The following is a 25,023-nucleotide window of genomic DNA, read 5'->3' as shown; positions in this document are numbered from 1 at the left end:
AGACTGCATGGACGCTCGCCCCGCTTGCCCCCAGTTCTGGCGCGACGCCGCCCTGCCCTTTATCGAGCTGCGCTCCATCGAAGATGGCCGCCAGGTCTGCTACGGGCGGCACAGCCACGCGCTCTTTTCCATCGGCGCGATCACGAGCGGCCAAAGCACCTACAGCAACCGCGAGGTGGATCGCCAGGTCAGCCAGGGCACCGTGGTGCTGATGAACCCCGGCGACGTGCACGCCTGCAACCCCATCGACGGCCAGCCCTGGTCGTACCTGATGTGCTACGTCGACCCGCAGTGGCTGGGCAAGCTGCAGCACACCCGGGGCTTTACCGACGCACCCGCGTTCCAGCGCTTCGCCGATATCGCCAGCGACGATGCCGAGCTGTATCAGGGCCTGCTGGCATTGCGGCGCAGCCTGCTCGATCCATCGGCCAGCACAGCCGACAAGCGCGCCGAGGCCGAGGCATTCTTCGGCCTGGCGCTGCAGCGGCTGGTGCTCGAGGGCGAGCGTGACGACAGCCTGAACCCGCGCCTGGAAATCGCCGCCGAGTTGATCGAGCAGCACTGCGGCGAGCCGCTGCGCCTCGATACCCTGTGCGAAGCGGCGCAACTGTCGCCGTCGCAATTGATCCGCGGCTTCAAACAGCGCTACGGCCTGACGCCCCACGCCTACCTGCTCAACCGCCGCATTCAGTTCGCCCACGCCCGCCTGAAAAGCGGCGCAGGCCTGGCCGAAGTTGCCCAGGAAGCCGGCTTCGCCGACCAGGCGCACTTCCAGCGCACCTTCAAACAACTCCTCGCCGCCACGCCCGGCCAGTATCGCGGCTAGTGACCAGCCCGTAGCCTGACCCAACCCCGTAGCCTGGCGTTGAGTGCAGCGATACCCAGGAATCACTCGCGCGAATGTGCCCTGGGTATCGCTATGCTCAACCGCGGGCTACGTTTCTATGGTGCTCCCAAAACCGGCTCATAATCTTTCAGCCCAGATTCGCCGATTTTGGTGGCCGAGTGATGGGAGCAGCCGGTGGCGCCCATAGGATTGACTGGTGATTACCTGTGGGAGCGGGCCATGCCAGCGAAAAAGTCACGGCCCCCGCTCATTCCCACAATGAGTACAGTGTTGCTTGCGCACTCAGCTCGTAGGGCAGACTCAGGAGCGAAGCGAACAGTCCGCCAATTCATGCCGATCCTGAAACCGCCACAACGGCGTACTGCTTCGCGAGTACACCCTACCGTGCTATTCGCGATCTCGTGGGAGGGGCTTTAGCCCCGAGCTCTTTGTTTGCCTGAATAAAAACTCGAGGCTACAGCCTCTTCCACAGGTGAACGTCCGGTTCCGCCTTGTAGCTGCCTCTGCATGAGCATAAAGATAGTGACCGGGCCAACGGACTTACGCCAACACCAGATACCCCGCACTAGCCACCAGCAACCCCGCCAGCACCCGATTGAAAACCCGCACCCGCTGCGGCGCCTGCAGGTACGGCTGCAAACAAGTCCCGGCAATAGCCCAGCAAGCCAGCGACAAATAACAGACCACGCAATAGATCGCCGCGAACAGCCATACCCGCCCCGCATCGCCATCGGCGGCAAAAGCACCCGTGCCGGCAATCGCTGCCAGCCACGCCTTGGGGTTAAGCCACTGCATCAGCGCACCGCCAGCAAAGGACGCAACTGGCCCGCCTTCAGCGCTGTGCAACGCGCCGTTATCGACCGCCAACCGCCAGGCCAGATACAGCAGAAAGGCCACGCCAGCCCACTGGATCGCCGTCGTCAGCCAGGGCAACAGCACCAGCAACTGATGCAGCCCAAGGCCAATCAGAACCAGCAGCAACGTAAAGCCCAGCGTCGCCCCGGCGACATGCCGCATGGCCACCGGCAGGCCATGGCGAGCCCCCGTGCTCAGCGACACCAGATTGACCGGCCCGGGTGAAATGGAAGCAGCCAGCGCGAACGCCGCCATGGACAGATACAGACTTATCATCACGCCTACCTCACTGCTGATCGAGTGAGGCACGTTAAGCGGCGCCAGTGCGGGCGTATTGAAGAAAATTTGCATGCTCTGAAACGGAAAAACCGCGGGTAAGCCGCGGTTTTTTATTACCGATCATCTCTAAATAAGCGGACAGATTGACTTTAGACCAACGGCACAGTGCCATAAATAAATCTATCCCCTTTTTCCTCTTTGTTATGTGTGTAACTTTCCAATATTTTCTCCTAATTCATAAATGGCAGCCTTCAGAACTTGAAGGCATAGCTTCGCTGTATGTTCAGTTGGGCTAAACCCAGAACTCATTTACTGAAAAGGATGTATGTAGTTTCGAAAATCTCGCAGCGTATGGCTAAATTTCTGTGTATCGTGTTGAACAATGCGTAGTTCATGCGCAACATCTATAAAAGCGCTAAGCGTCCACTCGTGGAACTGCTTAGCTTTGCCCGCGCCGTCCTTCGGGGCGGCTTTCGCTGAATTGAATGATCTGGGGTAGTTGTTGGCCACACCCAATAACGCGCCCTCCAGTGTGCTCCCGGCCATTAGGATTACGGCTAGATATGCTTTTCCGAAGAAGCATTTCTCAATTTCTCTAATCCTTTGCTCGAGAACTCCGCTTACGGTGCCTTCAAGCCCGAGCTTGGAAACAGATACGCTGGTGAATTCACGTTTTAAAAACTCGTCTTCTGTTTCAGAATTTGCCTTTGGTGTTGGTTCGTCAACCTCTATCTTTTCGAGTCTTCGAAAAGTGATTTCCGCACCATTACGGACAACTTTCCATTTATCAAAAGCAAGATACTGATTGAAAGATGTGATATGTGCGTCTAAATCAGCCATTTTCCCGATGAAATTTGCCGGATTAAAAACAGCCTTAATACACTTGTCGAGTTCGGGCGACCCATTTATCAAATCTAAGCGCTGATCGGTGTACACCCAGCGTGAAGGGAGCTCTTGGCCATACGAATCTGAAAAACCCATATTATTGAAGAATTGCACGAGTTTTGGGCCTGAACGGTATTCAGTCTCCTCATTGATAAGTTCGCGCAATTTTTCCAACGTCTTTGAGCTGAGATTCATTTCTTCACTATGTCTCCTGGTTCACATAACGTTTGGTTAAGGGGCGGGCTTTAGCCCGTCCCAGTTAGCGAAGCGAGCGATTTGAACCAATCGTTATACGGCTGTGACTTTGAGTTTCCCTGAAACATTAAACTGAATATTGCTTCCAAATTCTGAATTCCACATTACATCTCCCGTGCCTGACCAGCTAAAGTTGAGTTCTTGCCCCGACGCACTGCCAAAAGTAATTTTATTGTTATTTGTTTCGGAGTGTCCAAACACGCTTAGTATTCCTACTTTTGGGTGAGGGTTATTTTCCGATGACCACTCACTCACAAGCCCATTAAGATCTTGCAACGATTTCGCTTTTAGAATCAAACCCTGATGGCTTAGTGATGGTGCCCAGTTGGATTCTTCGAATTCAATCTCTTTTGTGCTGATCTCTAAATAACAATGGAGTTCATTTTTCAAGAACTTCCCATGCATATTTGCCTCGTGGATTTCAAATACTCTATCTTTGAGATGAAACACGATGGCCTCCGAGGTATAACGATTAAGCGAACGGGCAGGCAAAAGCGCAGCTTTTGGCTGCCCAGCGAACGAAGTGAGCGACTGTTGAGGAAAAAAAGGACAGATTTATTTTAGACCAGCAAAACAGTGCCATAAATAAATCTGTCTCCTTTTCCCGAAACATCACCGCTTAAGGCATCCAAAATCGCACCATCATCGCTTCGCTCTTCAAGACGGATAGCGGGCATACTGATACCTTAAATTGAGCTAGATATAACGATTAAGCTAAGGGGCCGGCTTTAGCCGGTCCCAGCGAACGAAGTGAGCGATTTGAGCGCATAATTAGGTATTTACTCATAAATTTTTCCGCAGTAAAGAAAAACAGCAAATTGCTTCCACGGATTTGATAGAGAAAGACCTTGAGCTAGACCGAAGTCACTAGCCTCAGCCCATGCGATTGCACTTTCAAGAAAAGACTCGATGGTGGTGTTTTCCCAGCCATTAGCACCGGAGCCATATGGTGAACTCGGATTTGCCTTTTCCTGTACAACAGATGCAGCACGATCTGCTGCTAATGCGCGTGCAAAGACCAAAAAGCTTTCATTGTCTTTGACATCCTCAAGTAATTTGCTTACGTCCATTGTTTAGCACCTAACGTACAGGTTCACCCGCGCTGAGCGCGAGCGAGAGAAGCCACATCGGAGGCGTGGCCGTCGGGTGGAACTGCTGGTTGGGCGGCGAGCAGTAGCACAGCTGCTCCACTGCTTGCGATTTTAGCTATTGAGTCATAAATGCTTTTTAGCGGGCCATGAGCGAGAAGAGCTTCCGGGAGTGGCTGCCTCCCGTGTCCAGGATCGTTGTACGCAAAAAACTCCGCGTCCATTTCACACATGGCGAGAAACGAAGTGGCGACAATGGCGGTGCCGCAATGTGCACAACGTAGAACATAGGAGCCATGTTGCACGATGGCTTCGATCTGTTCGGAACTGCACTCGCTGCACTTCATGAGGATTCTTTCCTTCGACGCTCAACAGGGATTAGGTAAAATTCTTCGTCAACACGATAGTAAAGCGTTCTGTATAAGCGCGCCCTACCCGTATTTGCAAAAATTAAACTCCACGTCAATCAACAACTTACCCAGCTATAGAACGGCCTACCTGTATTCGCCTGACTTCCGCATCTCCACGGCCAGCACTGCCCTATAAAAATTTGCCCCATGTGTGCTGGCAAAACGCCCTCTACGACATACAAATGCCGTAGAGGGCGCGCCTTTACAGAGCCAACCCGTCAATGCGCCAGCAGCGAACCGCCCTTCTTACCCGCCAGTTTCTCGGGCTTGATCAGGAAGTGCGCCAGGGCTGGCAGTAGCCACAGTGCACCGAACATGTTGACGATAAACATGAAGGTCAGCATCAGGCCCATGTCGGCCTGGAACTTGATGGCCGAGAACATCCAAGTCGCCACGCCGATGGCCAGGCACAGGCCGGTGAACAGCACGGCTTTACCGGTGGAGCGCAGGGTCTGGTAGTAGGCTTCCTGCAGCGGCAGGCCGGCGCGCAGGAAGGTTTCCAGGCGGCTGTATATGTAGATGCCGTAGTCCACGCCGATGCCGACGCCCAAGGCGATCACCGGCAGGGTCGCGACCTTCACGCCGATCCCCAGGAAGGCCATCAGGGCGTTGCCGAGGATCGAGGTGAGGATCAGCGGCAGCACGATGCACACGGTGGCGGCGAAGGAGCGGAAGGTGATCATGCACATCACGCCGACGCACAGGTACACCAGCACCAGAATCAGCAGCTCCGAGGTGCTGATCACCTCGTTGGTGGCCGCTTCAATACCGGCGTTACCAGCGGCCAGCAGGAACTGCACGTTCTCGGACTGATGCTCGGCAACGAAGCCCTCGACCGCCTTCACCGCACGCTTGAGGGTTTCCGCCTTGTGGTCTTCGAGGAACACCAGCACCGGTGCCACCGAGCAGTCGCCGTTATACAGGCCGTCGGCACGGGCGATGGAGTTGTTGAGCACGTCCGGGTTGCGCGACAGGGTTTCCCATTTCAGGTTGCCCTCGTTCATGCCCTTGATCACCTGGCGCGACACGCTGACCATAGAGATCGCCGACTGCACGCCCGGGGTGTTGTCCATGGTCCACATCAGCTCGTCCATGGCGGCCATGGCTTCATAGGTCGAGCAGCCTTCCGGTGCGGTCTTGACCATTACCACCAGCACGTCGGAGCTGGTCGAGTAGTTGCGGATCACGAAGTCGTTATCCAGGTTGTAGCGCGAGTCCGGGCGCAGCTCCGGCGCGCCCTGGTCGAGGTCGCCGACCTGCAGGTGCTGGTGCTGGTACCAGAAGCCGCCGACCGCAGCGACCAGCGCCAGAGTCACGGAAATCGGTGCCACGCGGCCGCTGGCGAAATTGGACAGGCGGCGCCAGAACGGATGCTCGCAAACCGAATCGCGCTTGCTGCGCTCCACCGCCTTCTTGCTGATGCCGATATAGGAAATCGCCACCGGCAGCAGGATCAGGTTGGTGAACACGATCACCGCCACACCGATGGAGGCGCCGATGGCCAGCTCGCGGATCACGCCGATATCGATCAACAGCAGGGTGATGAAGCCCACGGCGTCGGCGAGGATGGCGATCATGCCCGGCAGGAACAGTTGGCGGAAGGTCAGCCGCGCGGCCATCAGCGGCGTATCGGCCGCACTGGACTGCAGGGCGATGCCGTTGATCTTCTGCACGCCATGGGAAATACCGATGGCGAAGATCAAAAACGGCACCAGCATCGAGTAGGGATCAATGCCGAAGCCCACCGTGTGCATCAAACCCAATTGCCACACCACCGCCACCAGGGTGGTGATCACTACCGAGATGGTGCTGCGGATGCACCAAGTGAACCAGTACAGCAGCACGAAGGTAATCAGCAACGCCACGCCGAAGAACAGAGCGACCATCATCAGGCCATCGATCAGGTCACCGACCTTCTTGGCGAAGCCGATGATGTGGATCTGCACGTCCGGGTTCTGCGCCTGGTACTTGTTGCGGATCTTTTCTTCGAGCTGGTGGGAGAACTGCTGGTAGTCGAGCTTGATCAGGCGGCCCTGGTCTTGCGGGTCCGGGTAGGACTCGAGCAGCGGCACGTCGATGATGCTGGACTTGAAGTTGTTGGCCACCAGGCGGCCGATCTGCCCAGACTTGAGCACGTTGCCGCGCAGCTCCTCGAGGCTCTGCGCGCTGCCGTCGTAGGTCTGCGGAATCACCTCGCCGCCGGCGAAGCCTTCCTCGGTCACTTCGGTCCAGCGCACGCTGGGGCTCCACAGCGATTTGAGCCCCGAGCGGTCGACGCCGGGGATGTAGAACACCTCGTCGTGAATCTGGCGCAGGGTTTCCATGTAGGACTTGCTGAAAATGTCGCCGTCCTTGGCCTCCACGGAAATACGCACGGTATTGCCGAGGTTCGCCAGGTCGTTGCGGTGCTCCATCATGTTCTGGATGAACGGATGGCTCAGCGGGATCATCTTCTCGAAGCTGGTCGAGGGGCGCACCTGGGTGGCCTGGAAGAACAGGAAGACGCTGACCAGCAGGCAGATTAGGATCACTGCCGGTCGGTTGTTGAAGATCAGGCGCTCCAGCAGGCTGGCCTTGTCTTGATCAAGATTACTCATCGAACACTACCCCAGCTTGTTATTGTTGTCCTGGATTGGCACCGGTCTCGGTGGTCAGGCGCACACCGCCCTGCCCGACCAGCACCAATTTGCCGTCTGCACCCGCAGTGACGCCCGCCACGGACAAACGATCAGGGCGGTTGAACACGCTGAAGCTGTTGCCGTGGTCGGCACTGCGCAGCACGCTGCCGCCATGGCCGACCACCACGATGCTGCCGTCGTCCAGGGTCGCCGCACTGGCCAGCCCGAACTCCAGGTCGCCGCCACCGGCTGTGGTCAGCGCAACCTGCTGCCAGGTTTCACCGGCGTCCTTGGAATGGAACAGGTGGCCGCGCAGGCCGAACATCAGCAGGCTATCGGCCTCGCCGCTGGCGATCACGCCGAACAGCGAGCCCTGATAGGGGCTTTCCAGGGTTTCCCAGCTTTGCCCGCCGTCGGTGGAGCGAAATACGCTGCCCGCCTCGCCGACGATGAACAGACCGGCGCCCGGTACATCGGCGATGGCGTTGAGGTGATAGGTGTCTTCATTGTCGAGACGGTCGCTGACGTCATCCCAGGTGGCGCCGCCATCGCTGGTTTCCAGCAGCGCGCCATAGGCGCCAATGGCGAAGCCGTGCTGGGCGTCCTGGAACCATACGTCGAGCAGCGGTGCTTCGCGCTGCAGGTCCTCGAACTGTTTGGTCCAGGTGGCACCGCCGTCGCTGCTGGCCAGAATCAGCGCATCGTGGCCGACCGCCCAACCATGCTGGTCGTCGACGAAATACACGGCGGTGAGCAACTGCCGGGTCGGCACCTTGGCCTGGGTCCAGTTGGCGCCGCCATCATCGGAGAACAGCACATGGCCGCGCTCGCCGACCGCCACCAGGCGCTTGCCGGCGTGGGCGACATCGAGCAGGAGACTGGAGACGGCCCGCGTCGACGGCACCGAGAAGGTCGCTGCGTCGGCAGCCTGAGCCTGCAGCACCGGCAGGCCGGCCACCAGCAGCGAGCACAGTGCCAGGGCCTGCAGCACGGGCCGCGGTTTCTTACCGCTTCGGGTGCGCCGCACCATGGGCTCACTCATACACAACTCCCCCTTGTTCTTGTTATATCCAGCGCCTTGAAAGCGCCGCCTATGCTATCGGCCTTTGCGGAACATGGTAGCCACCACGATCTGCTGTTTTGTAAGAAAAAGCCCGCGTTATCGACCGCGCGAATGCCTGTGGCACAACAGGCGGGCTTTGCCTTCTATCGGGTGCCGCGACGACGCAATGCTGCCGGTGTGAAGTAACTGTCTTCGGCCATCGGCTGGCTGAAGTCGATGGTGTTGGCTTCCTCGTTGTCTAGGTTCTGCACGTGGTAGCGACGCGCCTGCAGATCATGGAACACATCCAGCGCAGACCAGGTGGTCGGCAACTCGTAGTAGTTCTTCAGATAGGCCATGGACACGCGCCACAGCTCGCCGCGACCATCGTACTGGTCGACCACGGCGGCCTGCCAGCTGTCTTCATCGAGATAAAGGGTGCGCTTGGAATAGATGTGTCGCTGGCCCGGCTTGAGCGTGCCCTCCACCACCCACACGCGGTGCAGCTCGTAGCGCGTGTAGGCCGGGTTGAGGTGGCCGACCTGCAACAGGTCCTTGTACTTCACCTCAGGGCTGGTGAGCTTGTAGCTGTTGTAGGGAATGTAGATCTCGCGCTTGCCGAGCAGCTTCCAGTCGTAGCGATCCGGGGCGCCGTTGAACATGTCGGTGTCATCGGCGGTGCGCAGGCCATCGGCCGTTGAGATCGGCGTGTCGTAGGCGAGGTTCGGCGCGCGGCGCACCCGGCGCTGGCCGGCGTTGTAACCCCAGGCTTGGCGCGGCTCCTTGACCTGATCGAGGGTCTCGTGGACCAGCACCGCACCGCCAGCCAGACGCGCTGGGCTGCGGGTGAACGACAGGTAGTAGAACAGGATGTTGTTCAGGTTGGCGTAGCTGCCCTTGGGGTCATAGAACTTGAACAGCGCTTCCTGCTGCGAGGTGACCAGCGAGAAGGAGCCGTTGCGCTGCACCGCCACTTCCGAGGCACGGCGCACCACGTAGGTGCCGCGGTAGCGGGCGATGTGGTTCCACAGGGCTTCCACGCCGTTCTGTGGAATCGGGAACGGGATGCCGCCGTAGGCATCGGCGAAACCATTGTCTCCGTCGAGCAGCTTGGCGCTGACTGCGTTCTTGGCGGTGTTGGCATATACCCACTGCGGCGCCGAGCCCGAACGACGGCTGGGGTAGACCGGCATCTGGAAGCTATCCGGATAGGTCTCGAACAACGCCACCTGTCCAGGCGTCAGCTGATCACGGTACTGAGCCAAGTTGGCACGAGTGATGGTGAACAGCGGCTTGTCGGCGGCGAACGGGTCGACATGGTGGGTGCCCGAGCCCTTGTAACCGGCTGGTGCCTGGGTGATGCCACCGGTCCAGCCCGCAATGGTGCCGGCAGCGTTGCCAGCCTTTTCGGCACCCAGCGGCGTCAGGCTACTGCCGAGCTTGGCGGCGTCCTGCGGCGCTACCGCGGCCATGCTGTTGCCAGCCAGCAGCACCAGCGCGACGGCGACACCCTTGATGTTCAGCATGCTCTATCCCCGTGATCAGAAGGAGTATTTGACGTTGACGCCGATGTTGTCGCGGTCGCGCACGGCGTTGTTGTTGCCACCGCCGGAAAACTCGGTGTATTGCAGTTCGGCTTCCAGGCTGTTCATGTACGCCGCCTTCATACCGAGGGTGTAAGCCTTGCGGCCCTCGACGAAACGCCCGGTCTGGTAGGAGTTGCCTTCGAAATCGTCACGATAGACGACGTAGGGCGACAGGTTCACCCCGGCGAACACGTCGTTCCAGGTGCCCGACAGCACCAGGGTGTAGCCGTAAGCATTGCGGTTGACCTGGTAGCTGCGCCCGTAGCCGAAGGTATAGGACGAGTCGCCGCGGCCCGAGTAATAGCGGGTCGAGCCATCGAAGGCGGTGTACTTCAGGTCGCTGCCACGCAGGTGCTCGGAGGCCAGCTCGGCCACCCCGGTCAGCGCATCGAAACCCAAGGACGGCCCGAAGTTGTAAATGGTGCCAAGCGACGCGTCATAGGCCTCGACGCGCTCGTAGTTACGGATCTGGTCACCCAGCTGCAGCGCCTGGCCGCCGATGTTGCCCTGTTGCCCCTGCACCAAAAGCGGCGCCTGACGCAGCAGATCACCGAGCAAGTCGTTGGTGGCGGCAATGGCGATTGGCAAGTTGGGCCGGTAGGTCAGCTCACCGAACAGCGAGGCATCGCCCACGGTGGTGTTGAAGCTGAAGCCGTACATGCGGATGTTTTCGACATACTCGCGCTGGGCATTGATCTGATTGGCGGCATCGACGGTGGCGGCGCCGTTGACCAGACCGAGCAGTTGCTGAGCAGTGGTATTGCCTAAACCGGCCAATGTCTGCAGCGTCGAATAACTGCTGATCGCGTTGCTGCTGGCGGCTGCGGTAAGCGCATCCAGGTCAAGCCCCGAGAAGCCATTCAGATCGGCATGGAGCGTCGGCTCCTTGGAGTGGTAATTGACGAAGTAGAAGCCAAATTCGGTCGAGTTCAGCTGTTCGGCGATGTAACGGAAGGCAACGCCGAACTGGCCGTCGTCCTTGGCCTTCAGATCCGAGCCGATGGAGGCGGCCTTGAAGTAACCGTTGCTGTCCAGATACTCGGTGCCCTGCAGCCCGCCAGCCCTGAGCGCACTCAAAGCGCTGTAGTTGCTACGAAAATCGGTGCCGCCTAGCGCGGCGTTTCGCGCATACGCCGTACTGCCACCCTCGGCGAACAGATCGGTCTCCGAGAAATAGCTGCCCACCGGGTCGATGGCGCTTTCCTTCCATTTGAACTGGTAGAAGGTCTCCATCGACAGGTTGTCGGTCAGGCCGATATTGAAGCTGACCGCCTCGACGGGAATCAGCACTTCCTTGAGTTCGGCGCCGGGCAGGCGGAAGCGCGCGCCATCCACCGGGTTGCTGGTGTTCACCCCGCCGCGATAGAACAGGCCTTCGCCCCAGTTGAACACCTGGCGCCCCAGGCGCGCACTGAGCGGGTGCTCGGCGACGTCCCAGTTGCCGTAGATGTAGGCGTCGAGAATCTGCGCATCGCGACCTGCAGCATGCCGCGTGTCGCGGGTGAAACGGTCATCGTTGGGCGTGTTCTGGCTGGGCTGTGCGATCCGGTTGCCGTTGTAGTAGTCGTTGCGCTTGTCCATGATCTGCGTGTCATAGAACGCCGTGCCGCGCACGAACAGACCGTAGTTCTGGTAGTTCATCTCCAGATCGGAGGTGACCTTGAACACCTCGGAGACCAGCCCGGTGTCGAAATTGCGGTTACCGTCGTTGACGTTGACGTCGTCGTTGTCCCTGCTTTGCCCCTGCACGCGCCACAGCTGCCCGTAGGACAGGGTGGTGTCCAGCGAGCCGCTGATCTCGTTATCGGCGAAGCTGAACTCCGCGGCCTGGGCAGGCGCCGCCGCCAGCAACGGCAGCATGCCGGCCAGGGCGAAGCCGGCTCTTGCCCGCGGGGCCTGCTCGAGGGACTTGATACGCATTGAATACTTACTCCGCAGACAGACAGTCATTGTTCGTGCGACCCGTTTTTCTGGCAGGCCTTACGGGTGCCTGACTTGGCACCCGGCGATGACCTTGGACTGGCTGGCGTCACTGCACACTGCAGTGCAACCTTGGTGCCAATTCAAACGATCGTATTAGCTGAAAGCGCTTTTCTAGAGCAGCTCCGTAGCGTCCCTTTGTGACTGGTCGGCCACTGACCAGCAACAGCCGATTAGCGACCCAGAATGGCTCACAAACACTTTCAGCAGGCTGTCGAAACCCATCAGTGACGGAAAAAAATCACGGCTAAATGCCAGCATCGCGACAGCGGCGGCGATAGTAAGGGCGTCGCCAAGCGCGGCGTTAGCTTTTCATTCCTCGAAGTAACAAAAAATTGTTACCACCAAGGCCGCTGGTAACAGCGAGCAGGTGATTGGCGGGAAGAAAAACGGCGTCCAGAACGGACGCCGCGGGGAGATCAAAAAGCCTTGCTACCCAGGACGGCGATTGCCGCCCCGGGCACGGGCTCAGGCCAGGCTCTTGCTGACCACCTCGTAGACATCGGGCGACAGCTTGCCGGAGGCGAGAATGCGCTCAAGCTCGGCCTTCATCAGCGCCTGACGTTCAGCGCCGTATTTGCGCCAGCGGGTCAGCGGCGCCAGCAGGCGCGAGGCGATTTGCGGGTTCAGCGCGTTGAGCACGATCACCTGATCGGCCAGGAAGCGGTAGCCGCTGCCGTCGATGGCATGGAAGTTCACCAGGTTCTGCCCGGCGAACGCGCCGATCAGCGCGCGCACCTTGTTGGGGTTCTTCAGGGTGAACGCCGGGTGCTCCATCAACGCCTGCACACGGGCCAGCCCGCCCGGCAAGGTGCTGGCGGCCTGCACGCTAAACCACTGATCCATGACCAGCGCATTGTCCTTGAAGTGCTCGGCAAAGGCGTCGAGGGCCTTGCTACGCTCGGCCTCGAATGGCGAATTGACCAGCACCGCCAGGGCCGTCAGCCGCTCGGTCATGTTGTCGCTGTTCTCGAACTGATCGAGCGCCGCGACCAGCACCTCGGGCTTGTCGCTCAGCATCAGATAGGACAGCGCGATGTTCTGCAGGGCGCGGCGGGCGAAGTGCTCGGCTTCGGCCACGTACGGCGTGTTGCGCGACACCTCGCGGTTGGCCTGGTAGCGCTGCCGCAGCGGCTCGAACAGCGCGTCGGCCAACTGCTGACGGGCGAACTCGCGGGCGCCGTGAATGGCGTCGACATCGGCGATGTCGCTGATTTCGGTGAGGTAGGCCTCGCCCGGCAGCGACAGCATTTCGGCGACCATGGCCTGATCCAGCGTGTCGTCCTGCAGCAAGGTGCGCAGTGCACTGACCAGGCGCTGATCGAGCACCAGTGCTTCGCCGCGCTGGTATTGGCCGATCAGTTCCTGGAGCACTTGCACGCTGAGCTGCTGGCCGGCTTCCCAGCGGTTGAAACCGTCGCTGTCATGCTGCATCAGGAACATCAGCTGGTCGCGGTCGTAGGCGAAGCTCAGTTTCACCGGCGCGCTGAATCCGCGCAGCAGCGACGGCAAAGGCTTTTCGGCAACATCGACGAAAGTGAACGACTGCTGCGCCTCGGTCACCGACAGCACGCGGTTGCCGCCCACCGCGGCGGCTTCGCCCTGCAGGCGCAGCGGCAGGTCATTGCCCTGCCCGTCCAGCAGGCCCAGCTCCACCGGAATCACGAACGGCAACTTGCTGCTCTCGCTCTGCCCTGGCGTGGCCGGGCAGCTCTGGGTGAAGGTCAGGGTGTAGGTCTTGGCGGCGGCATCGTATTGCTCGGTCACCGCCAGGCGCGGCGTACCGGCCTGGGTGTACCAGCGCTTGAACTGGGTCAGGTCGACGCCGCTGGCATCTTCCATGGCCTTGACGAAATCGTCACAGGTCACGGCCTGGCCATCGTGGCGCTCAAAGTACAGGTCCGAGCCCTTGCGGAATGCTTCGGCGCCCAGCAGGGTGTGGATCATGCGCAGGACTTCGGCGCCTTTCTCGTAGATGGTCAGGGTGTAGAAGTTGGAGATTTCCATGTACGCATCCGGGCGCACCGGGTGGGCCATGGGGCCGGCGTCCTCGGCGAACTGGTGGGTGCGCAGGTAGGCGACGTCCTGGATGCGCTTGACCGTCGGCGAGTTCATGTCCGCCGAGAAGCCCGCGTCACGGAATACCGTGAAGCCCTCCTTGAGCGACAGCTGGAACCAGTCGCGGCAGGTCACGCGGTTGCCGGACCAGTTATGGAAGTACTCGTGGGCGACGATCGCTTCGACACGCTGGTGCGCGGCATCGGTGGCGGTCTCGGCGCGGGCCAGCACGGCGCTGGAGTTGAAGATGTTGAGGCCCTTGTTCTCCATGGCCCCCATGTTGAAGTCGTTGACCGCGACGATCATGAAGATGTCCAGGTCGTACTCGCGGCCATACACCTCTTCGTCCCACTTCATGGACTTCTTCAGGCTGTCCATGGCGTGCTGCACCTTGTCGATGTTTTCCGGCTCGACGTAGATGCGCAGCGTCACTTCACGGGCGCTCATGGTGGTGAATTTGTCTTCGACGCACCACAGGTCGCCGGCCACCAGGGCGAACAGGTAGGCCGGTTTCTTGAACGGGTCTTCCCAGGTCGCCCAGTGGCGGCCGTCGTCTTCCTCGCCACTAGCGATCGGATTGCCGTTCGACAGCAGGATCGGGTACTTCTGCTTGTCGCCGCTGAGCGTGGTGGTGAAGCTGCTCATCACGTCCGGGCGGTCGAGGTAATAGGTGATCTTGCGAAAGCCCTCGGCCTCGCACTGGGTGCAGAACATGCCACTGGACTTGTACAGGCCTTCCAGCGCGGTGTTGCTTTCCGGGTGGATGCGCACGGTGCTGTCGATGACGAAGCTGGCCTGGGTCGGCTGTACGCTGAGCGTGCTGTCGGTGAGCTGATAGTCGCCAGCAGCGAGTTCACGGTCATCGAGCTTGAGATGCAGCAGCTCCAGCTGCTGGCCATCGAGCACCAGCGCCGGTAGCTCGGCGGACAGCGCCGGATTGCGGCGCATCACCAACTGGGCGTGCACAAGGGTGTGATCCTCGAACAGCTCGAAGGTCAGGTGGGTTTCGTCGATCAGGTAATCCGGCGCCTGATAGTCCTTGAGGTAGATGGTCTTCGATTGCTCGGTGCGCATGGGAACCTCTTCGATGCCACGCCAGCGGGCGCGGCAAGCGGGTGAATGGTGTCGGCCGCGCCTGCCGGTCAGGCGGCGCAGCTGGCGGCGATCTGGTACGCGGTGTACTTGCGAATGTTGATGACGCCCGTGTCGAACATCAGGTACTGGCCCTTGATGCCGAGCAGCGTGCCTTCGGCGATGGGATTCTTGTCCAGGTTGAAGCTGGTGATCTTCGCCGGATACGCCTCGATCGGGTAGCGGATTTCCACCACGCTCTGCTCATTGAGCGGCTGCACTGCCTGCAGGCCGAAGCGCTGTTGCAGCTCGGTGATGCCACCGGCGCAGGCATCGAAGATCTGCTCGCGCACGTGCAGCAGGTCGACCGGCGCCGCGTCGCCCTTGAGCAAGGCACGCCAATTGGTCTTGTCCGCCACCTGGCTGCGCAGCAGGTCTTCGACGAAGCCCGACTGCTGACGGGTGGCGACCCGCATGATCGGCAGCGCCTGGGTGGCGCCCTGGTCGATCCAGCGGGTGGGAATCTGCGTGGCGCGGGTGATACCGACCTTGATGCCTGACGAGTTGGCCAGGTAGACCACGTGGTCGGTCATGCAGAACTGCTCGCCCCAGCTCGGCTCGCGGCACGTGCCGGCGTCGTAGTGGCAGCGCTCGGGGCTCATGATGCACAGGTCGCACTGGGCCAGCTTCTGCATGCAGGGATAGCAATAGCCCTGGCTGTAGCTGGACTTGGTCTTGCGGCCACAATGGCTGCAATGAATGGCGCCGAGAAACTCCAGGCGCACGGTCTTGCCGATCATCGGGTTGACGGCGACCTGCTCGTCACCCAGGCGAAACGCGTATTGCACCGGCGCATCGAGCTGGGTTGCCATCTTGCTCAGGGCGCCGCGGGCTACTTCTAACATCAGTGCAGGGTTTCCGAGGATTTGAACAGAATGTTGGGAATCGGCGCGGATTTCGACGCGCATTCGGACGTGCCCATGTAACCGGTACGCTGGTCCTCGGGCAGGTTCTCGATTTCCCAGGCGATCATCGCCTGCAGGCTCAGCTCCTTCTGCTCCTGGGTGAGCTTGCGGCCGTCCGGCCACTTGCCGATCTCCACGGCCAGCTTGAGGCTTTCATACACGTCCGGAGTGATGTTGCGGATCAGTTCGACGAAGGAGGACATGGCTGACTCCAGGGCTGGAAAAGCCCCGATTCTACCCTATCTGACCCGCCAAGCCGAGGCGCTGGCGACGCTCAGCGCCGCGTCATTTGGCGAGCCAACAGCCCGCCGATGGCGCCGGTGAGGCAACCAGCGACGAGCCCGCCGACATGAGCGGCGTTGGCGATGGCGCCGAACTGCAGCAGCTCGAAGACGCCGGTCATGCAAATCAGCAGCCACACCAGCATGCTCACCAGCACACCTCGTGGCAACCGGTACGCCGCATTCGGCGCCAACCACTGGAACAACCAGCAGTGGCCAAGCAGCCCGTAGAGCACACCGGACAAACCGCCGAACAGCGCCGGCCCGCCGTAGACGTACTGCGCCACATTGGCGGCAAGCCCGAACCACAGCGTCAGCAACAACAGCATCAGCGCGCCCTGGTGCGCCTCGATGCGCCGGCCCAATTCCCAGTACCACAGGCCGTTCATCGCCAGATGCAGAATGCCGAAGTGCAGCAGCATGGGCGTCAGCAGGCGCCACCACTGGCCGCTGTCCATGGCCTGGGCGAAGGTCGCGAAATAGATGTACTGCCCGTCGATATGGAAGTCGACGAAACTCAGCCAGCGCACCACGTCGTAGTCTTCGCCGCCCCAGGTCAACAGCGCGACCAGCAGGGTCAGCGCCAGCACGACCAGAGTCAGCGGGCTGCGCCTGGCCTGGGCGGCGATGCCGGGTGGGGAGCTGGCAACCGGTGCATGTGCAGGCTGGAAATTCGGGTCGCCCTGGGGTACCCGCGCATACAGCTCGCGCACCTGACCGGCGATCTGTTCATCCGGCACCCAGAGCACCTGCTCGTTGCCCTGCTCGGCCACACGGTGCGGCACGCCCAGTCTGGCCAGCAAGGTGATGAATCCCGCCAGGTCCTCGTCCAGCGGCGCACGCAGGGCGATCACCGGGCTCATCGCGCCGGCCCCGGCCGTTCGACCTCGACCCAGACGAACTTGGCCGGGTCCAGACGCTTTTCCTGGTCCAGCCGGTAGGCCACCAACTTGCCGTACATCACCGCGCTGTAGTCGAGGCAGGCAATGTTGGGGCAGATCGGCGCCGGCGTGCCGCTGCGCCAGTAGTGGCCGACGAACAGCGGCGGCTGATCGGGGCCGTAGGTCAGCAGTTGCGCCCGGTCTTCTTCGCTGAGCGGCAGGCAGGCCACCTGCTCGGGCAGCGGGTCGGGCTGAAACTGCACGTCGCCGTAGGTCAGCGGGTTGCCGGCCCAGAACTTGGTGCGGAAGAACGAGCGGGTGAAGCCATCGCTGCTGGTCATGGTCAGCCCGCCCGGCAGACGCATGTCGGTGCCGCGCAGCAGGCGGTCGAGCACCGTGCAGGCGAAGCTGCCGGGAATGGCCGAGGCCTGCAGGAAGTGTTCGTCGATGCAGCCGCTGGGAAATTGCCCGCGCAGCGAGGCGATCATCGCCTCGTCCCAGCAGGCGTGCACCACGCGGAAATGGCCGGCGTCGAGAAACAGCGGCATTTCATAGAACCACGCCAGCATGTCGCGCCATTCATCCGGGTAGGCCTCGAACTGCCGCAAGGTCTCGCCGATCAGCCGTTCGTGCCGCGCCGTGTGCTCACGCACGAAGGCGCGTCCGCTGCCCGGTGGCGCCGGGGTCATCCAGCCCAGGGCGTTGAATTCATGATTGCCCATGATGCACAGCGCCTCGCCGGCGCGCACCATGTCGTGCACCAGGTGCACGGCCTCGCGGATGCGCGGCCCCCGGTCGATCAGGTCGCCGAGGAAGATCGCCATGCGCTGCGGGTGCCGCCACACGCCGTCCTGGCGGCGATAACCCATGCGTTCGAGCAGGCGCACCAGGGTGTTGGCGCAGCCGTGCACATCACCGATCAGGTCATAACCGCGAGACGGATCGAGCTGCATCAGTCGCCTCCGCCGAGTCGGCTACCCCAACCCAGCTTGGTACGGCAGACCTCGTAGTAGTTGTGATCCAGCGGATGGATCAGGCACAGCTTCTGGGATTTCTTGCGTACCGTGATGGTGTCGCCCGGCGCACAGGTGAAATGGTTCTGGCCGTCGCACGACACCTGCGGGTAGAGCTGCAGGTCCTTGGAGACGACGATCTTCAACTCGCTGTTGCCATCGACCACGATGGGCCGGCTGGACAGCGTGTGCGGGTACATCGGCACCACGACTATGGCATCGAGCTTGGGATGCATGATCGGCCCGCCAGCGGACAGCGCGTAAGCCGTGGAGCCGGTTGGCGTGGCGACGATCAAACCGTCGGCCTTTTGGCTACAGACGAACTGGCCATCGATATACAGCTCGAACTCGATCATCCGGTTCGACTTGCCCGGGTGCAGCACCACGTCGTTGAGCGCATCGCCCTGGCCGATGGCCTCGGAATGCCGGCGCACCTCGGTTTCGAGCAGAAAGCGGTTCTCGGTCAGGTAATTGCCTTCCAGTACCTCGGCGACCTTGGACTCCAGCTCGTCGGGGCGAATATCGGTGAGAAAACCCAGGTTGCCGCGGTTGATGCCCAGCACCGGCACCTTGTGGCGCGCCAGGGCGCGACCGGCGCCGAGCATGCTGCCGTCCCCGCCGACCACGATCACTAGATCGCAGAACTCGCCCAGGTGCTTGCGCGCCGAGGTCTGCAGGCCGTGGCCCGGCAGCACTTCGGCGATGGTGTCGTCGAGAATCACGTGCAGCTGGCGCTCGAGCAAGAATTTCTTCAGGCGGCGGATGGTGTCGAGCACCTGGGTGCTGCCCAGGCGGCCGATGATGCCGATATTACGAAACTGCTCCATGGGGCTCCCGCGAGGCTCTGGCTCTAATGGCCTGGATTATGGGCGAAGGCACCCTGCGCCAGCAAACCCTGACGCCAATGCCAGCTAGCGCCTATGCTACAGCGATGAATCCTTTCACCGCGCTTGCCGACCTGCCCCGCCACCTCAGCGAACCTGCCGTGCGCGACCTGGCCTGGACGCTGCTTTCGCCGCCCCTGCTCGCCCGTACGTCCTGGCCACAGCGCCATCCTCTCATCGCCAGTAGCTGGGCGGCCGAACCGGATCTACTGGCCGACTGGTTGCAGTGTCAGGACGAAAATCCGCAAGCGCTGTACGAATGGCTGTCGCGCAGCTCGGTGCGGCGTCTGGGCCTCTACTACGAGCGCCTGTGGCAGTTCGCCCTGCACGCGGCGCCGGGTATCGAGATACTGGCGGCCAACCTGCCGATCCGCCAGGGCGGCCATACCCTGGGCGAGCTGGACCTGCTGCTGCGCGATGGCAGCGGCGTGCACCATGTGGAGCTGGCGATCAAGCTGTACCTGGGCCAGCCGCCCGGTGCACCCGGACACTGGATCGGCCCGGGCGGCCGTGATCGTCTGGATCTCAAGCTCGATCATCTGGCCACTCACCAGTTGCCCTTGTCGGCTTCGCCCGAAGCGCGGCAAACCTTGCAGGCGCTAACCGACGCGCCGATCCAGGCCTCGATGTGGCTGGGTGGCTATCTCTTCTATCCTCACGGTCTGGATCATCCACCGCCGCCCGGCGCCGAAACCGCGCATCTGCGCGGGCGCTGGCTGCATCGCCGGCAATGGGCGGCGCTGCAGGCTGAGCATGGAGATGCCCACTGGCAACCGCTGCCGCGCAGTGCCTGGCTGGCACCGGCTAAACTGCCGGCGACGCAGAGCTGGTCCGAGGCTCATTTGCAGAGCTGGCTGCAAGCGCTGCCCGCGGAAGCCGGCGCCCAGTTGCTGGTCGATCTGCAGCCTGATCGCAATGGCGCGCTTGCCGAGCGCCAGCGCATTTTTCTGGTCGCCGATGACTGGCCCAACAGCGGCACCGAACCCGGTGGCGCGCCGCCTTCAGCGCGCTGAATCTGCCATGAGAGCGGCGCGACGGCCCTGCAGGCCGCCGGTGTGCACGAAAATCAGTCGCCTGCCTGCCCTGATGTCGCCTCGCCCAATGGCGTCACGCAAGGCCAGGAGCGCCTTGGCGGTGTATAGCGGCTCCAGCGGCAAGCCGCTCTGCACCTCGCACTGCGCCATAAAGGCCAGCAACTCGGCATCCTGACGCGCGAAGCCGCCGCGGCAAGCGTCCAGCAACTGGTATCCGATGTCGTCGCACCCCGCCTCGGTCAGTAGCGCACGCACCTGTTCGGGGACGCCATGGTCCAGCGGCACCGCCAGGGCGCCGTGCACGGTGCGCTGCCCGCCTTCGCCAATCACCAGCCCGGCCAGGGTGGTGCCGGTCCCCGCCGCAAGCCACAAGCCGTGATAGTCGTCCCAACCCAGCGCCGGCAATTGCGCAGCCACCATGCTGGGCAAATCCGCACAGCCCAGCGCACCGGGCAACCCTCCACCGCCCTCGGGCACCGGCATACAGCCTGGATAGCGCGCCTGCCAGGGTTCCCAGAAATTGGCCCGATGCCGCTCGCGATAGCCGCCATAGCCCAGCCAGTGCAGCTGCATGCCGAAACGCTGCAAATCCTGAGCAGTAGGCGTGTCTTGCGGATGACCGCGCAGCAGGCCGACCGTGGGGAACGAAAAGCGCTGCCCAGCGGCCGCCAGTGCATGCAGATGATTGGAGTGGGCACCGCCGAGACTGATGATGCCGCCGGCGCCCTGCTCAGCGGCAAGGCGCAGATGGGGCGCGAGCTTGAACCACTTGTTACCGCTGACTAGCGGATCGATCAGATCCAGACGCAGCACCGCCAGCTCGACGCCTGCCAGCCAGTCGAAATGCAGGCGCTGCAGCGGCGCCTGGGGATGCCAGGCGCTGATGGCGGAGCGTGGAATCGAGGTCATGAAGAAGCGGCCCGGAAAAGGCCGCTAGTTTAACAGGCCGTTGAAAAACGTAGGCGAGGCAGCCAGTGCAAGGAAAAAACCGCCAAAAAAGCGGAGTGTACGAGTTGTACATGAGCATTTTGAGGCGGTTTTTAACGCAGCAATGGCAACGTAGGTAGTTCTTCAACGGCCTGTTAACCCACGGTGCGCAGCAGCGCGCTCTTATGCAGCATGCAGCAGTTGGAGTCACCGGCGACAAAACGCCCGGGCGTCTCGACCCGTTCGAGGGCCGCACCGCAACGTTCACCATTGCTTTGCAAACCTTCGCAGCGCGGGCGCTGGTAGTGCTCCAGCCACTGGCGATACTGGCTTTCCGGCACGAAACATTTGCTCGCGGCATAAGCCAGCGGGCTGGCCAGGTAGCGGTCGACATCCTGCAGCGGCACGGTCAGGTGCCCGGCACCAGGGTGGAAGACCACGAACACCACGCCCTGGGCGGCCAGGCGCTCGAGCACCTGACTGGCGCCGCGCTGGGCGGCTTCGCTCTCACGGCGGCGCGCTTGTTCCTCGGCAACGGCCTGGGTGGCCAGAATGCGGGCGCGCAGTTCCTCGTCGAACTGCTCACGCAGAATCTCCCGCTCGGTGCGGGCGTGACGCTCGGCGGCGCGCACCCGCACCGCCATCTCCTCGCGTTCGCTCTGCTGCACTTCCAGCTGCTCGGCCAGCTGAGCCTTGAGGTTCTGGTTGAGCCCTTCCTGCTGGCGCAACGCTTGACGCAGTGCCTGCATCTGCCCCTGCAGCTCGGCCAGTTGCGCTTCGCTGCGGGCGGTCGCGCGGGCCAGCTCGGCCTGGTGTTCGGTGGCCAGGGCCGATAGCCGCTCACGTTGCTGGCGAACCAGTTGCGCGGCCTTTTGCCGGTAATCGTGGGAGAGCCGCTCGGCCAGTTTTTCGGCCATGTCGCGGGCGGGATCGACGGCGTACCACTGATCCTCGGACGCCACCTGCAGGCGTTCCGGCGTCACGGCCGCGGCTTCCTCTTCCTGCAGCACAATGCCGAGGCTGTTGGCGCGTACCGTGTCGCGCAGGGTGGCCAGATCGTTATTGCCAGGCACCAGGCTCGGGTCCCAGAGGTGCATCTGGTGCCAGGACACCGGGCACTGGCTGCGGCAGGCCAGGCGTATTGGCCCGCCGCCCAGGTCAGGGCCACGGCCGGCACGCTCGGCCATCTGCTGCAGGGGAATGTTCCATCCGGCGTCAGGTGCGCCGTGTTCGTCGAAATCCAGATAGAAGAACACTGCCGAGCGAATCTGCAGGCGACCGCTGATCACCACGTAGACCGCGCGCACCTGCTCGTCGGCCAAGGTCGGCATCTTCACCAGGCCATCGAGCAGGGTCTCGAACTCGGTGTAGAACATCTGCTTGCCGATGCTGCCGTCCGGGGCGAAGAACATCACGGCCTCGATCAGTTGCGGCTTGCTCATCGATGTTCTCCACAGCTAATGACGGTTTCGAGCCGCCGCAATAGAGCGGCAGCCAGGCAAGTCTAGGCGAGAACCTGTGACAGGCTGTGTGACCCGGTTGGCAGTCACTCGGCCACAGGACGAACGGTACGACCGAACTGTGACCGGTTCGGTGGAGATCGACCGAAAGTGCAAATTAGAGCCTGTTCACGATCGTTCAGCTCGGCTGCAGCGCTTTGATTGCAAAGTGGCGGGAGCGACCAATGTGCGGAATACTTTCGTAGGAGCGGCTTTAGCCGCGAGCTCTTTGCGCACACCAATATAGCTCGGGGCTAACGCCCCTCCTACATGCTCAACGACCGTTTCGGCCTTGCAGCAGCCTGTTTAATGTCGCCCAACAAGACCGCGAACAGGTTCCTAGAGCTCCGCCGCCAACCGCGACCCTTGGTTGATCGCGCGCTTGGCATCCAGCTCGGTAGCCACGTCGGCGCCGCCGATCAAGTGCACGGACTGGCCAGCCGCGACCAGCGCGTCCTGCAGTTCACGCAGCGGCTCCTGGCCGGCGCAGAGAATCACCGTATCTACCGGCAACACCTGGGGCTCACCTTCGCCGACGCGGATATGCAGGCCTTGGTCGTCGATCTGCAGGTACTCGACGGCGTTAATCATCTGTACCTGCTTGTTCTTCAGGCCCGCGCGGTGGATCCAGCCGGTGGTCTTGCCCAGGCCGTCGCCGACCTTACTTTTCTTGCGTTGCAACAGGAACACCTGGCGTGCCGCCGGCTCGACCTGCGGCTGCACGCCGGCGACGCCGCCGCGGGCTTCAAGGGCCAGGTCGATGCCCCACTCCTTCCAGAACGCTTCACGATCCAGGCTGGTCGCAGGCCCGGCGTGGGTGATGAATTCGCTGACGTCGAAGCCGATACCGCCGGCGCCGATCACCGCCACGCGCGGGCCTACTGGCTTGCGCTGCAGAATGGCGTCCAGATAGCTGATCACCTTGACATGCTCGACACCTGGAATCGCCGGCGTGCGCGGAACGATGCCGGTGGCCAGGAGAATCTCGTCGAAGCCGCCGTCGATCAGCTCGCTTGCGCTCACCCGAATATTGAGGCGCACGTCGACGCCGGTGACTTCCAGCTTGCGCTTGAAGTAGCGCAGAGTCTCGAAGAACTCCTCCTTGCCCGGAATGCGCTTGGCGACGTTGAACTGGCCGCCGATTTCACTGGCAGCATCGAACAGCGTCACGCTGTGCCCACGCTCGGCCGCCACGGTGGCAGCGGCAAGGCCGGCAGGCCCGGCGCCGACCACGGCGATCTTTTTCAACGTGGCGGTAGGAATGTAGTTCAACTCGGTTTCATAGCAGGCGCGCGGGTTGACCAGGCAGGTGGTCAGCTTGCCGCCGAAGGTATGGTCCAGGCATGCCTGGTTGCAGCCGATGCAGGTATTGATCTCGTCGGCGCGGCCTGCGGCGGCCTTGTTGACGAACTCGGGGTCAGCCAGGAACGGCCGCGCCATGGACACCATGTCGGCATCGCCTTCGGCCAGCACCTGCTCGGCCACTTCCGGAGTGTTGATGCGGTTGGTGGTGATCAGCGGGACCTTCACCTCGCCGCGCAGCTTGGCGGTGACCTTGGTGAACGCCGCGCGCGGCACCTTGGTGGCGATGGTCGGGATGCGCGCCTCGTGCCAGCCGATGCCGGTGTTGATGAGGGTGGCGCCGGCCGTCTCGATGGCCTTGGCCAGGGTCACGATCTCGTCCCAGGTGCTGCCGCCCTCGACAAGGTCGAGCATCGACAGGCGATAGATGATGATGAAGTCGCGGCCGACCGCTTCGCGCACCCGGCGCACGATCTCCACCGGCAGGCGCATGCGGTTGGCGTAACTGCCGCCCCAGCGATCGGTGCGCTGGTTGGTGTGGGCGACCAGGAACTGATTGATGAAGTAGCCTTCGGAACCCATGATCTCGACGCCGTCATAGCCGGCCTGCTGGGCCAGCGACGAGCAATTGACGAAGTCGGCGATCTGTTTCTCGATGCCCGCCTCGTCCAACTCCTGAGGCTTGAACGGGTTGATCGGTGCTTGAATGGCGCTTGGCGCCACCTGTTTGGGGCTATACGCATAGCGCCCGGCGTGCAGGATCTGCATGCAGATCAGCCCGCCCGCCTTATGCACCGCCTCGGTGACGATGCGATGCTTGTCGGCTTCCTCAGGCGTGCTCAGCTTGGCCGCGCCAGCGTATACGCCGCCCTCCTCGTTCGGCGCGATGCCGCCGGTGACCATCAGGCCGACGCCGCCGCGGGCGCGCTCGGCGAAATACGCAGCCATACGCTCGAAACCACCCGGTTTCTCTTCCAGGCCAGTGTGCATGGAACCCATCAGGGTGCGGTTCTTCAAGGTCACGAACCCCAGATCCAGGGGTGCGAGCAGGTGCGGGTAGGCGGTCATGGTGTCAGTCCATCGGCGTCGGTCACGGAATTGCCGCAGCCTGCGCGGGCAGCGGTCGTATGGCACAGACGATAGTGAAGCAGATGCACCTGCTCAATGATCGTAAATAACAAATTAATGATCATGTATAACAGCGCCGCTGGCAGCCCGCCGGCGACCAGGCTACGCTGGCGCATCTCCTCCAACGCCTTACTT

General features: G+C 61.9%; 20 protein-coding genes. 2 read left to right on the top strand and 18 right to left on the bottom strand.

Going from position 1 to position 25,023, the window contains the following annotated elements:
• Nucleotides 1–7: 7 nt before the first annotated feature.
• Nucleotides 8–826: an AraC family transcriptional regulator gene (locus BM279_RS09920; protein WP_093503284.1), complete on the top strand. Its 819-nt coding sequence runs from the start codon at nucleotides 8–10 to the stop codon at nucleotides 824–826.
• Nucleotides 827–1,387: 561 nt separating this feature from the next.
• Here the strand turns inward: BM279_RS09920 and BM279_RS09915 are convergent.
• From BM279_RS09915 to BM279_RS09850, 14 genes are all read right to left on the bottom strand, one after another.
• Nucleotides 1,388–1,975 (bottom strand): LysE family translocator, encoded by a 588-nt coding sequence (locus tag BM279_RS09915; RefSeq protein WP_093503539.1) that lies wholly within the window; start codon nucleotides 1,973–1,975, stop codon nucleotides 1,388–1,390.
• A gap of 315 nt (nucleotides 1,976–2,290) precedes the next feature.
• Nucleotides 2,291–3,061 (bottom strand): hypothetical protein, encoded by a 771-nt coding sequence (locus BM279_RS09910; RefSeq protein ID WP_244154150.1) that lies wholly within the window; start codon nucleotides 3,059–3,061, stop codon nucleotides 2,291–2,293.
• 93 nt (nucleotides 3,062–3,154) lie between these two features.
• Nucleotides 3,155–3,571 carry a hypothetical protein gene (locus BM279_RS23135; protein WP_143103582.1) on the bottom strand — a complete coding sequence of 139 codons (417 nt, stop codon included), beginning with the start codon at nucleotides 3,569–3,571 and terminating at the stop codon, nucleotides 3,155–3,157.
• A 329-nt stretch (nucleotides 3,572–3,900) separates the two neighbouring features.
• Complete coding sequence (locus BM279_RS09905; RefSeq protein ID WP_093503282.1) at nucleotides 3,901–4,191, bottom strand: DUF7660 family protein; 291 nt, start codon at nucleotides 4,189–4,191, stop codon at nucleotides 3,901–3,903.
• A 646-nt stretch (nucleotides 4,192–4,837) separates the two neighbouring features.
• Nucleotides 4,838–7,216: an efflux RND transporter permease subunit gene (locus BM279_RS09895; protein ID WP_093503280.1), complete on the bottom strand. Its 2,379-nt coding sequence runs from the start codon at nucleotides 7,214–7,216 to the stop codon at nucleotides 4,838–4,840.
• A gap of 19 nt (nucleotides 7,217–7,235) precedes the next feature.
• Complete coding sequence (locus tag BM279_RS09890) at nucleotides 7,236–8,279, bottom strand: YCF48-related protein (protein WP_093503278.1); 1,044 nt, start codon at nucleotides 8,277–8,279, stop codon at nucleotides 7,236–7,238.
• Nucleotides 8,280–8,443: 164 nt separating this feature from the next.
• The gene (locus BM279_RS09885; protein ID WP_093503276.1) at nucleotides 8,444–9,805 is read right to left on the bottom strand and encodes a DUF1329 domain-containing protein; all 1,362 of its coding nucleotides are present in this window, start codon (nucleotides 9,803–9,805) and stop codon (nucleotides 8,444–8,446) included.
• A gap of 15 nt (nucleotides 9,806–9,820) precedes the next feature.
• Entirely contained in the window at nucleotides 9,821–11,785 is a 1,965-nt protein-coding gene (locus tag BM279_RS09880) for a DUF1302 domain-containing protein (RefSeq protein ID WP_093503274.1), read from the bottom strand.
• Nucleotides 11,786–12,313: 528 nt separating this feature from the next.
• Nucleotides 12,314–14,977: an aminopeptidase N gene (pepN, locus tag BM279_RS09875; RefSeq protein WP_093503272.1), complete on the bottom strand. Its 2,664-nt coding sequence runs from the start codon at nucleotides 14,975–14,977 to the stop codon at nucleotides 12,314–12,316.
• A gap of 68 nt (nucleotides 14,978–15,045) precedes the next feature.
• On the bottom strand, nucleotides 15,046–15,879 hold the full coding sequence (locus BM279_RS09870) for a DUF2797 domain-containing protein (protein ID WP_093503270.1): 834 nt from the start codon (nucleotides 15,877–15,879) through the stop codon (nucleotides 15,046–15,048).
• Nucleotides 15,879–16,142, bottom strand: a complete 264-nt coding sequence (locus BM279_RS09865; RefSeq protein WP_013790930.1) for a YeaC family protein — start codon at nucleotides 16,140–16,142, stop codon at nucleotides 15,879–15,881. The genes BM279_RS09870 and BM279_RS09865 overlap by 1 nt, the downstream gene beginning before the upstream one ends.
• A gap of 71 nt (nucleotides 16,143–16,213) precedes the next feature.
• Entirely contained in the window at nucleotides 16,214–17,083 is an 870-nt protein-coding gene (locus BM279_RS09860) for a rhomboid family intramembrane serine protease (RefSeq protein WP_093503268.1), read from the bottom strand.
• Entirely contained in the window at nucleotides 17,080–18,054 is a 975-nt protein-coding gene (locus BM279_RS09855; protein ID WP_093503266.1) for a metallophosphoesterase, read from the bottom strand. The genes BM279_RS09860 and BM279_RS09855 overlap by 4 nt, the downstream gene beginning before the upstream one ends.
• Complete coding sequence (locus BM279_RS09850; protein ID WP_073268818.1) at nucleotides 18,054–18,941, bottom strand: NAD(+) kinase; 888 nt, start codon at nucleotides 18,939–18,941, stop codon at nucleotides 18,054–18,056. The genes BM279_RS09855 and BM279_RS09850 overlap by 1 nt, the downstream gene beginning before the upstream one ends.
• A gap of 38 nt (nucleotides 18,942–18,979) precedes the next feature.
• Between BM279_RS09850 and BM279_RS09845 the strand changes: the two genes are divergently transcribed.
• Nucleotides 18,980–20,011 carry a DUF1853 family protein gene (locus BM279_RS09845; protein ID WP_093503264.1) on the top strand — a complete coding sequence of 344 codons (1,032 nt, stop codon included), beginning with the start codon at nucleotides 18,980–18,982 and terminating at the stop codon, nucleotides 20,009–20,011.
• On the opposite strand, the gene BM279_RS09840 is transcribed toward BM279_RS09845, so the two are convergent.
• The 4 genes from BM279_RS09840 to BM279_RS09825 form a co-directional block, all read right to left on the bottom strand.
• Nucleotides 20,000–20,941 carry a 1-aminocyclopropane-1-carboxylate deaminase/D-cysteine desulfhydrase gene (locus BM279_RS09840; RefSeq protein ID WP_093503262.1) on the bottom strand — a complete coding sequence of 314 codons (942 nt, stop codon included), beginning with the start codon at nucleotides 20,939–20,941 and terminating at the stop codon, nucleotides 20,000–20,002. The two genes, BM279_RS09845 and BM279_RS09840, sit on opposite strands and share 12 nt — an antisense overlap.
• A 173-nt stretch (nucleotides 20,942–21,114) precedes the next feature.
• Complete coding sequence (locus tag BM279_RS09835) at nucleotides 21,115–22,401, bottom strand: chromosome partitioning protein ParA (protein ID WP_093503260.1); 1,287 nt, start codon at nucleotides 22,399–22,401, stop codon at nucleotides 21,115–21,117.
• A 396-nt stretch (nucleotides 22,402–22,797) separates the two neighbouring features.
• A complete protein-coding gene (locus tag BM279_RS09830) occupies nucleotides 22,798–24,828 on the bottom strand; it encodes an NADPH-dependent 2,4-dienoyl-CoA reductase (protein WP_093503258.1) in 2,031 nt (676 codons plus the stop codon).
• Complete coding sequence (locus tag BM279_RS09825; protein ID WP_093503256.1) at nucleotides 24,825–25,004, bottom strand: hypothetical protein; 180 nt, start codon at nucleotides 25,002–25,004, stop codon at nucleotides 24,825–24,827. The genes BM279_RS09830 and BM279_RS09825 overlap by 4 nt, the downstream gene beginning before the upstream one ends.
• Nucleotides 25,005–25,023: the final 19 nt, after the last annotated feature.

The organism is Phytopseudomonas straminea (genome assembly GCF_900112645.1).
Lineage (GTDB): Bacteria > Pseudomonadota > Gammaproteobacteria > Pseudomonadales > Pseudomonadaceae > Aquipseudomonas > Aquipseudomonas straminea.
Note: the sequence above shows the minus strand (reverse complement) of the source record. Positions and strands in the feature narration are given on the sequence as shown.

What these genes read in the sequence shown, in the direction of transcription:
- BM279_RS09920 (WP_093503284.1), top strand. Translation starts at nt 8, where the DNA reads ATGGACGCTCGCCCCGCTTGCCCCCAGTTCTGGCGCGACGCCGCCCTG.
- BM279_RS09910 (WP_244154150.1), bottom strand. Translation starts at nt 3,061, where the DNA reads ATGAATCTCAGCTCAAAGACGTTGGAAAAATTGCGCGAACTTATCAAT.
- BM279_RS09905 (WP_093503282.1), bottom strand. Translation starts at nt 4,191, where the DNA reads ATGGACGTAAGCAAATTACTTGAGGATGTCAAAGACAATGAAAGCTTT.
- BM279_RS09895 (WP_093503280.1), bottom strand. Translation starts at nt 7,216, where the DNA reads ATGAGTAATCTTGATCAAGACAAGGCCAGCCTGCTGGAGCGCCTGATC.
- BM279_RS09890 (WP_093503278.1), bottom strand. Translation starts at nt 8,279, where the DNA reads ATGAGTGAGCCCATGGTGCGGCGCACCCGAAGCGGTAAGAAACCGCGG.
- BM279_RS09885 (WP_093503276.1), bottom strand. Translation starts at nt 9,805, where the DNA reads ATGCTGAACATCAAGGGTGTCGCCGTCGCGCTGGTGCTGCTGGCTGGC.
- BM279_RS09880 (WP_093503274.1), bottom strand. Translation starts at nt 11,785, where the DNA reads ATGCGTATCAAGTCCCTCGAGCAGGCCCCGCGGGCAAGAGCCGGCTTC.
- pepN (WP_093503272.1), bottom strand. Translation starts at nt 14,977, where the DNA reads ATGCGCACCGAGCAATCGAAGACCATCTACCTCAAGGACTATCAGGCG.
- BM279_RS09870 (WP_093503270.1), bottom strand. Translation starts at nt 15,879, where the DNA reads ATGTTAGAAGTAGCCCGCGGCGCCCTGAGCAAGATGGCAACCCAGCTC.
- BM279_RS09865 (WP_013790930.1), bottom strand. Translation starts at nt 16,142, where the DNA reads ATGTCCTCCTTCGTCGAACTGATCCGCAACATCACTCCGGACGTGTAT.
- BM279_RS09860 (WP_093503268.1), bottom strand. Translation starts at nt 17,083, where the DNA reads ATGAGCCCGGTGATCGCCCTGCGTGCGCCGCTGGACGAGGACCTGGCG.
- BM279_RS09855 (WP_093503266.1), bottom strand. Translation starts at nt 18,054, where the DNA reads ATGCAGCTCGATCCGTCTCGCGGTTATGACCTGATCGGTGATGTGCAC.
- BM279_RS09850 (WP_073268818.1), bottom strand. Translation starts at nt 18,941, where the DNA reads ATGGAGCAGTTTCGTAATATCGGCATCATCGGCCGCCTGGGCAGCACC.
- BM279_RS09845 (WP_093503264.1), top strand. Translation starts at nt 18,980, where the DNA reads ATGGGCGAAGGCACCCTGCGCCAGCAAACCCTGACGCCAATGCCAGCT.
- BM279_RS09840 (WP_093503262.1), bottom strand. Translation starts at nt 20,941, where the DNA reads ATGACCTCGATTCCACGCTCCGCCATCAGCGCCTGGCATCCCCAGGCG.
- BM279_RS09835 (WP_093503260.1), bottom strand. Translation starts at nt 22,401, where the DNA reads ATGAGCAAGCCGCAACTGATCGAGGCCGTGATGTTCTTCGCCCCGGAC.
- BM279_RS09830 (WP_093503258.1), bottom strand. Translation starts at nt 24,828, where the DNA reads ATGACCGCCTACCCGCACCTGCTCGCACCCCTGGATCTGGGGTTCGTG.
- BM279_RS09825 (WP_093503256.1), bottom strand. Translation starts at nt 25,004, where the DNA reads ATGCGCCAGCGTAGCCTGGTCGCCGGCGGGCTGCCAGCGGCGCTGTTA.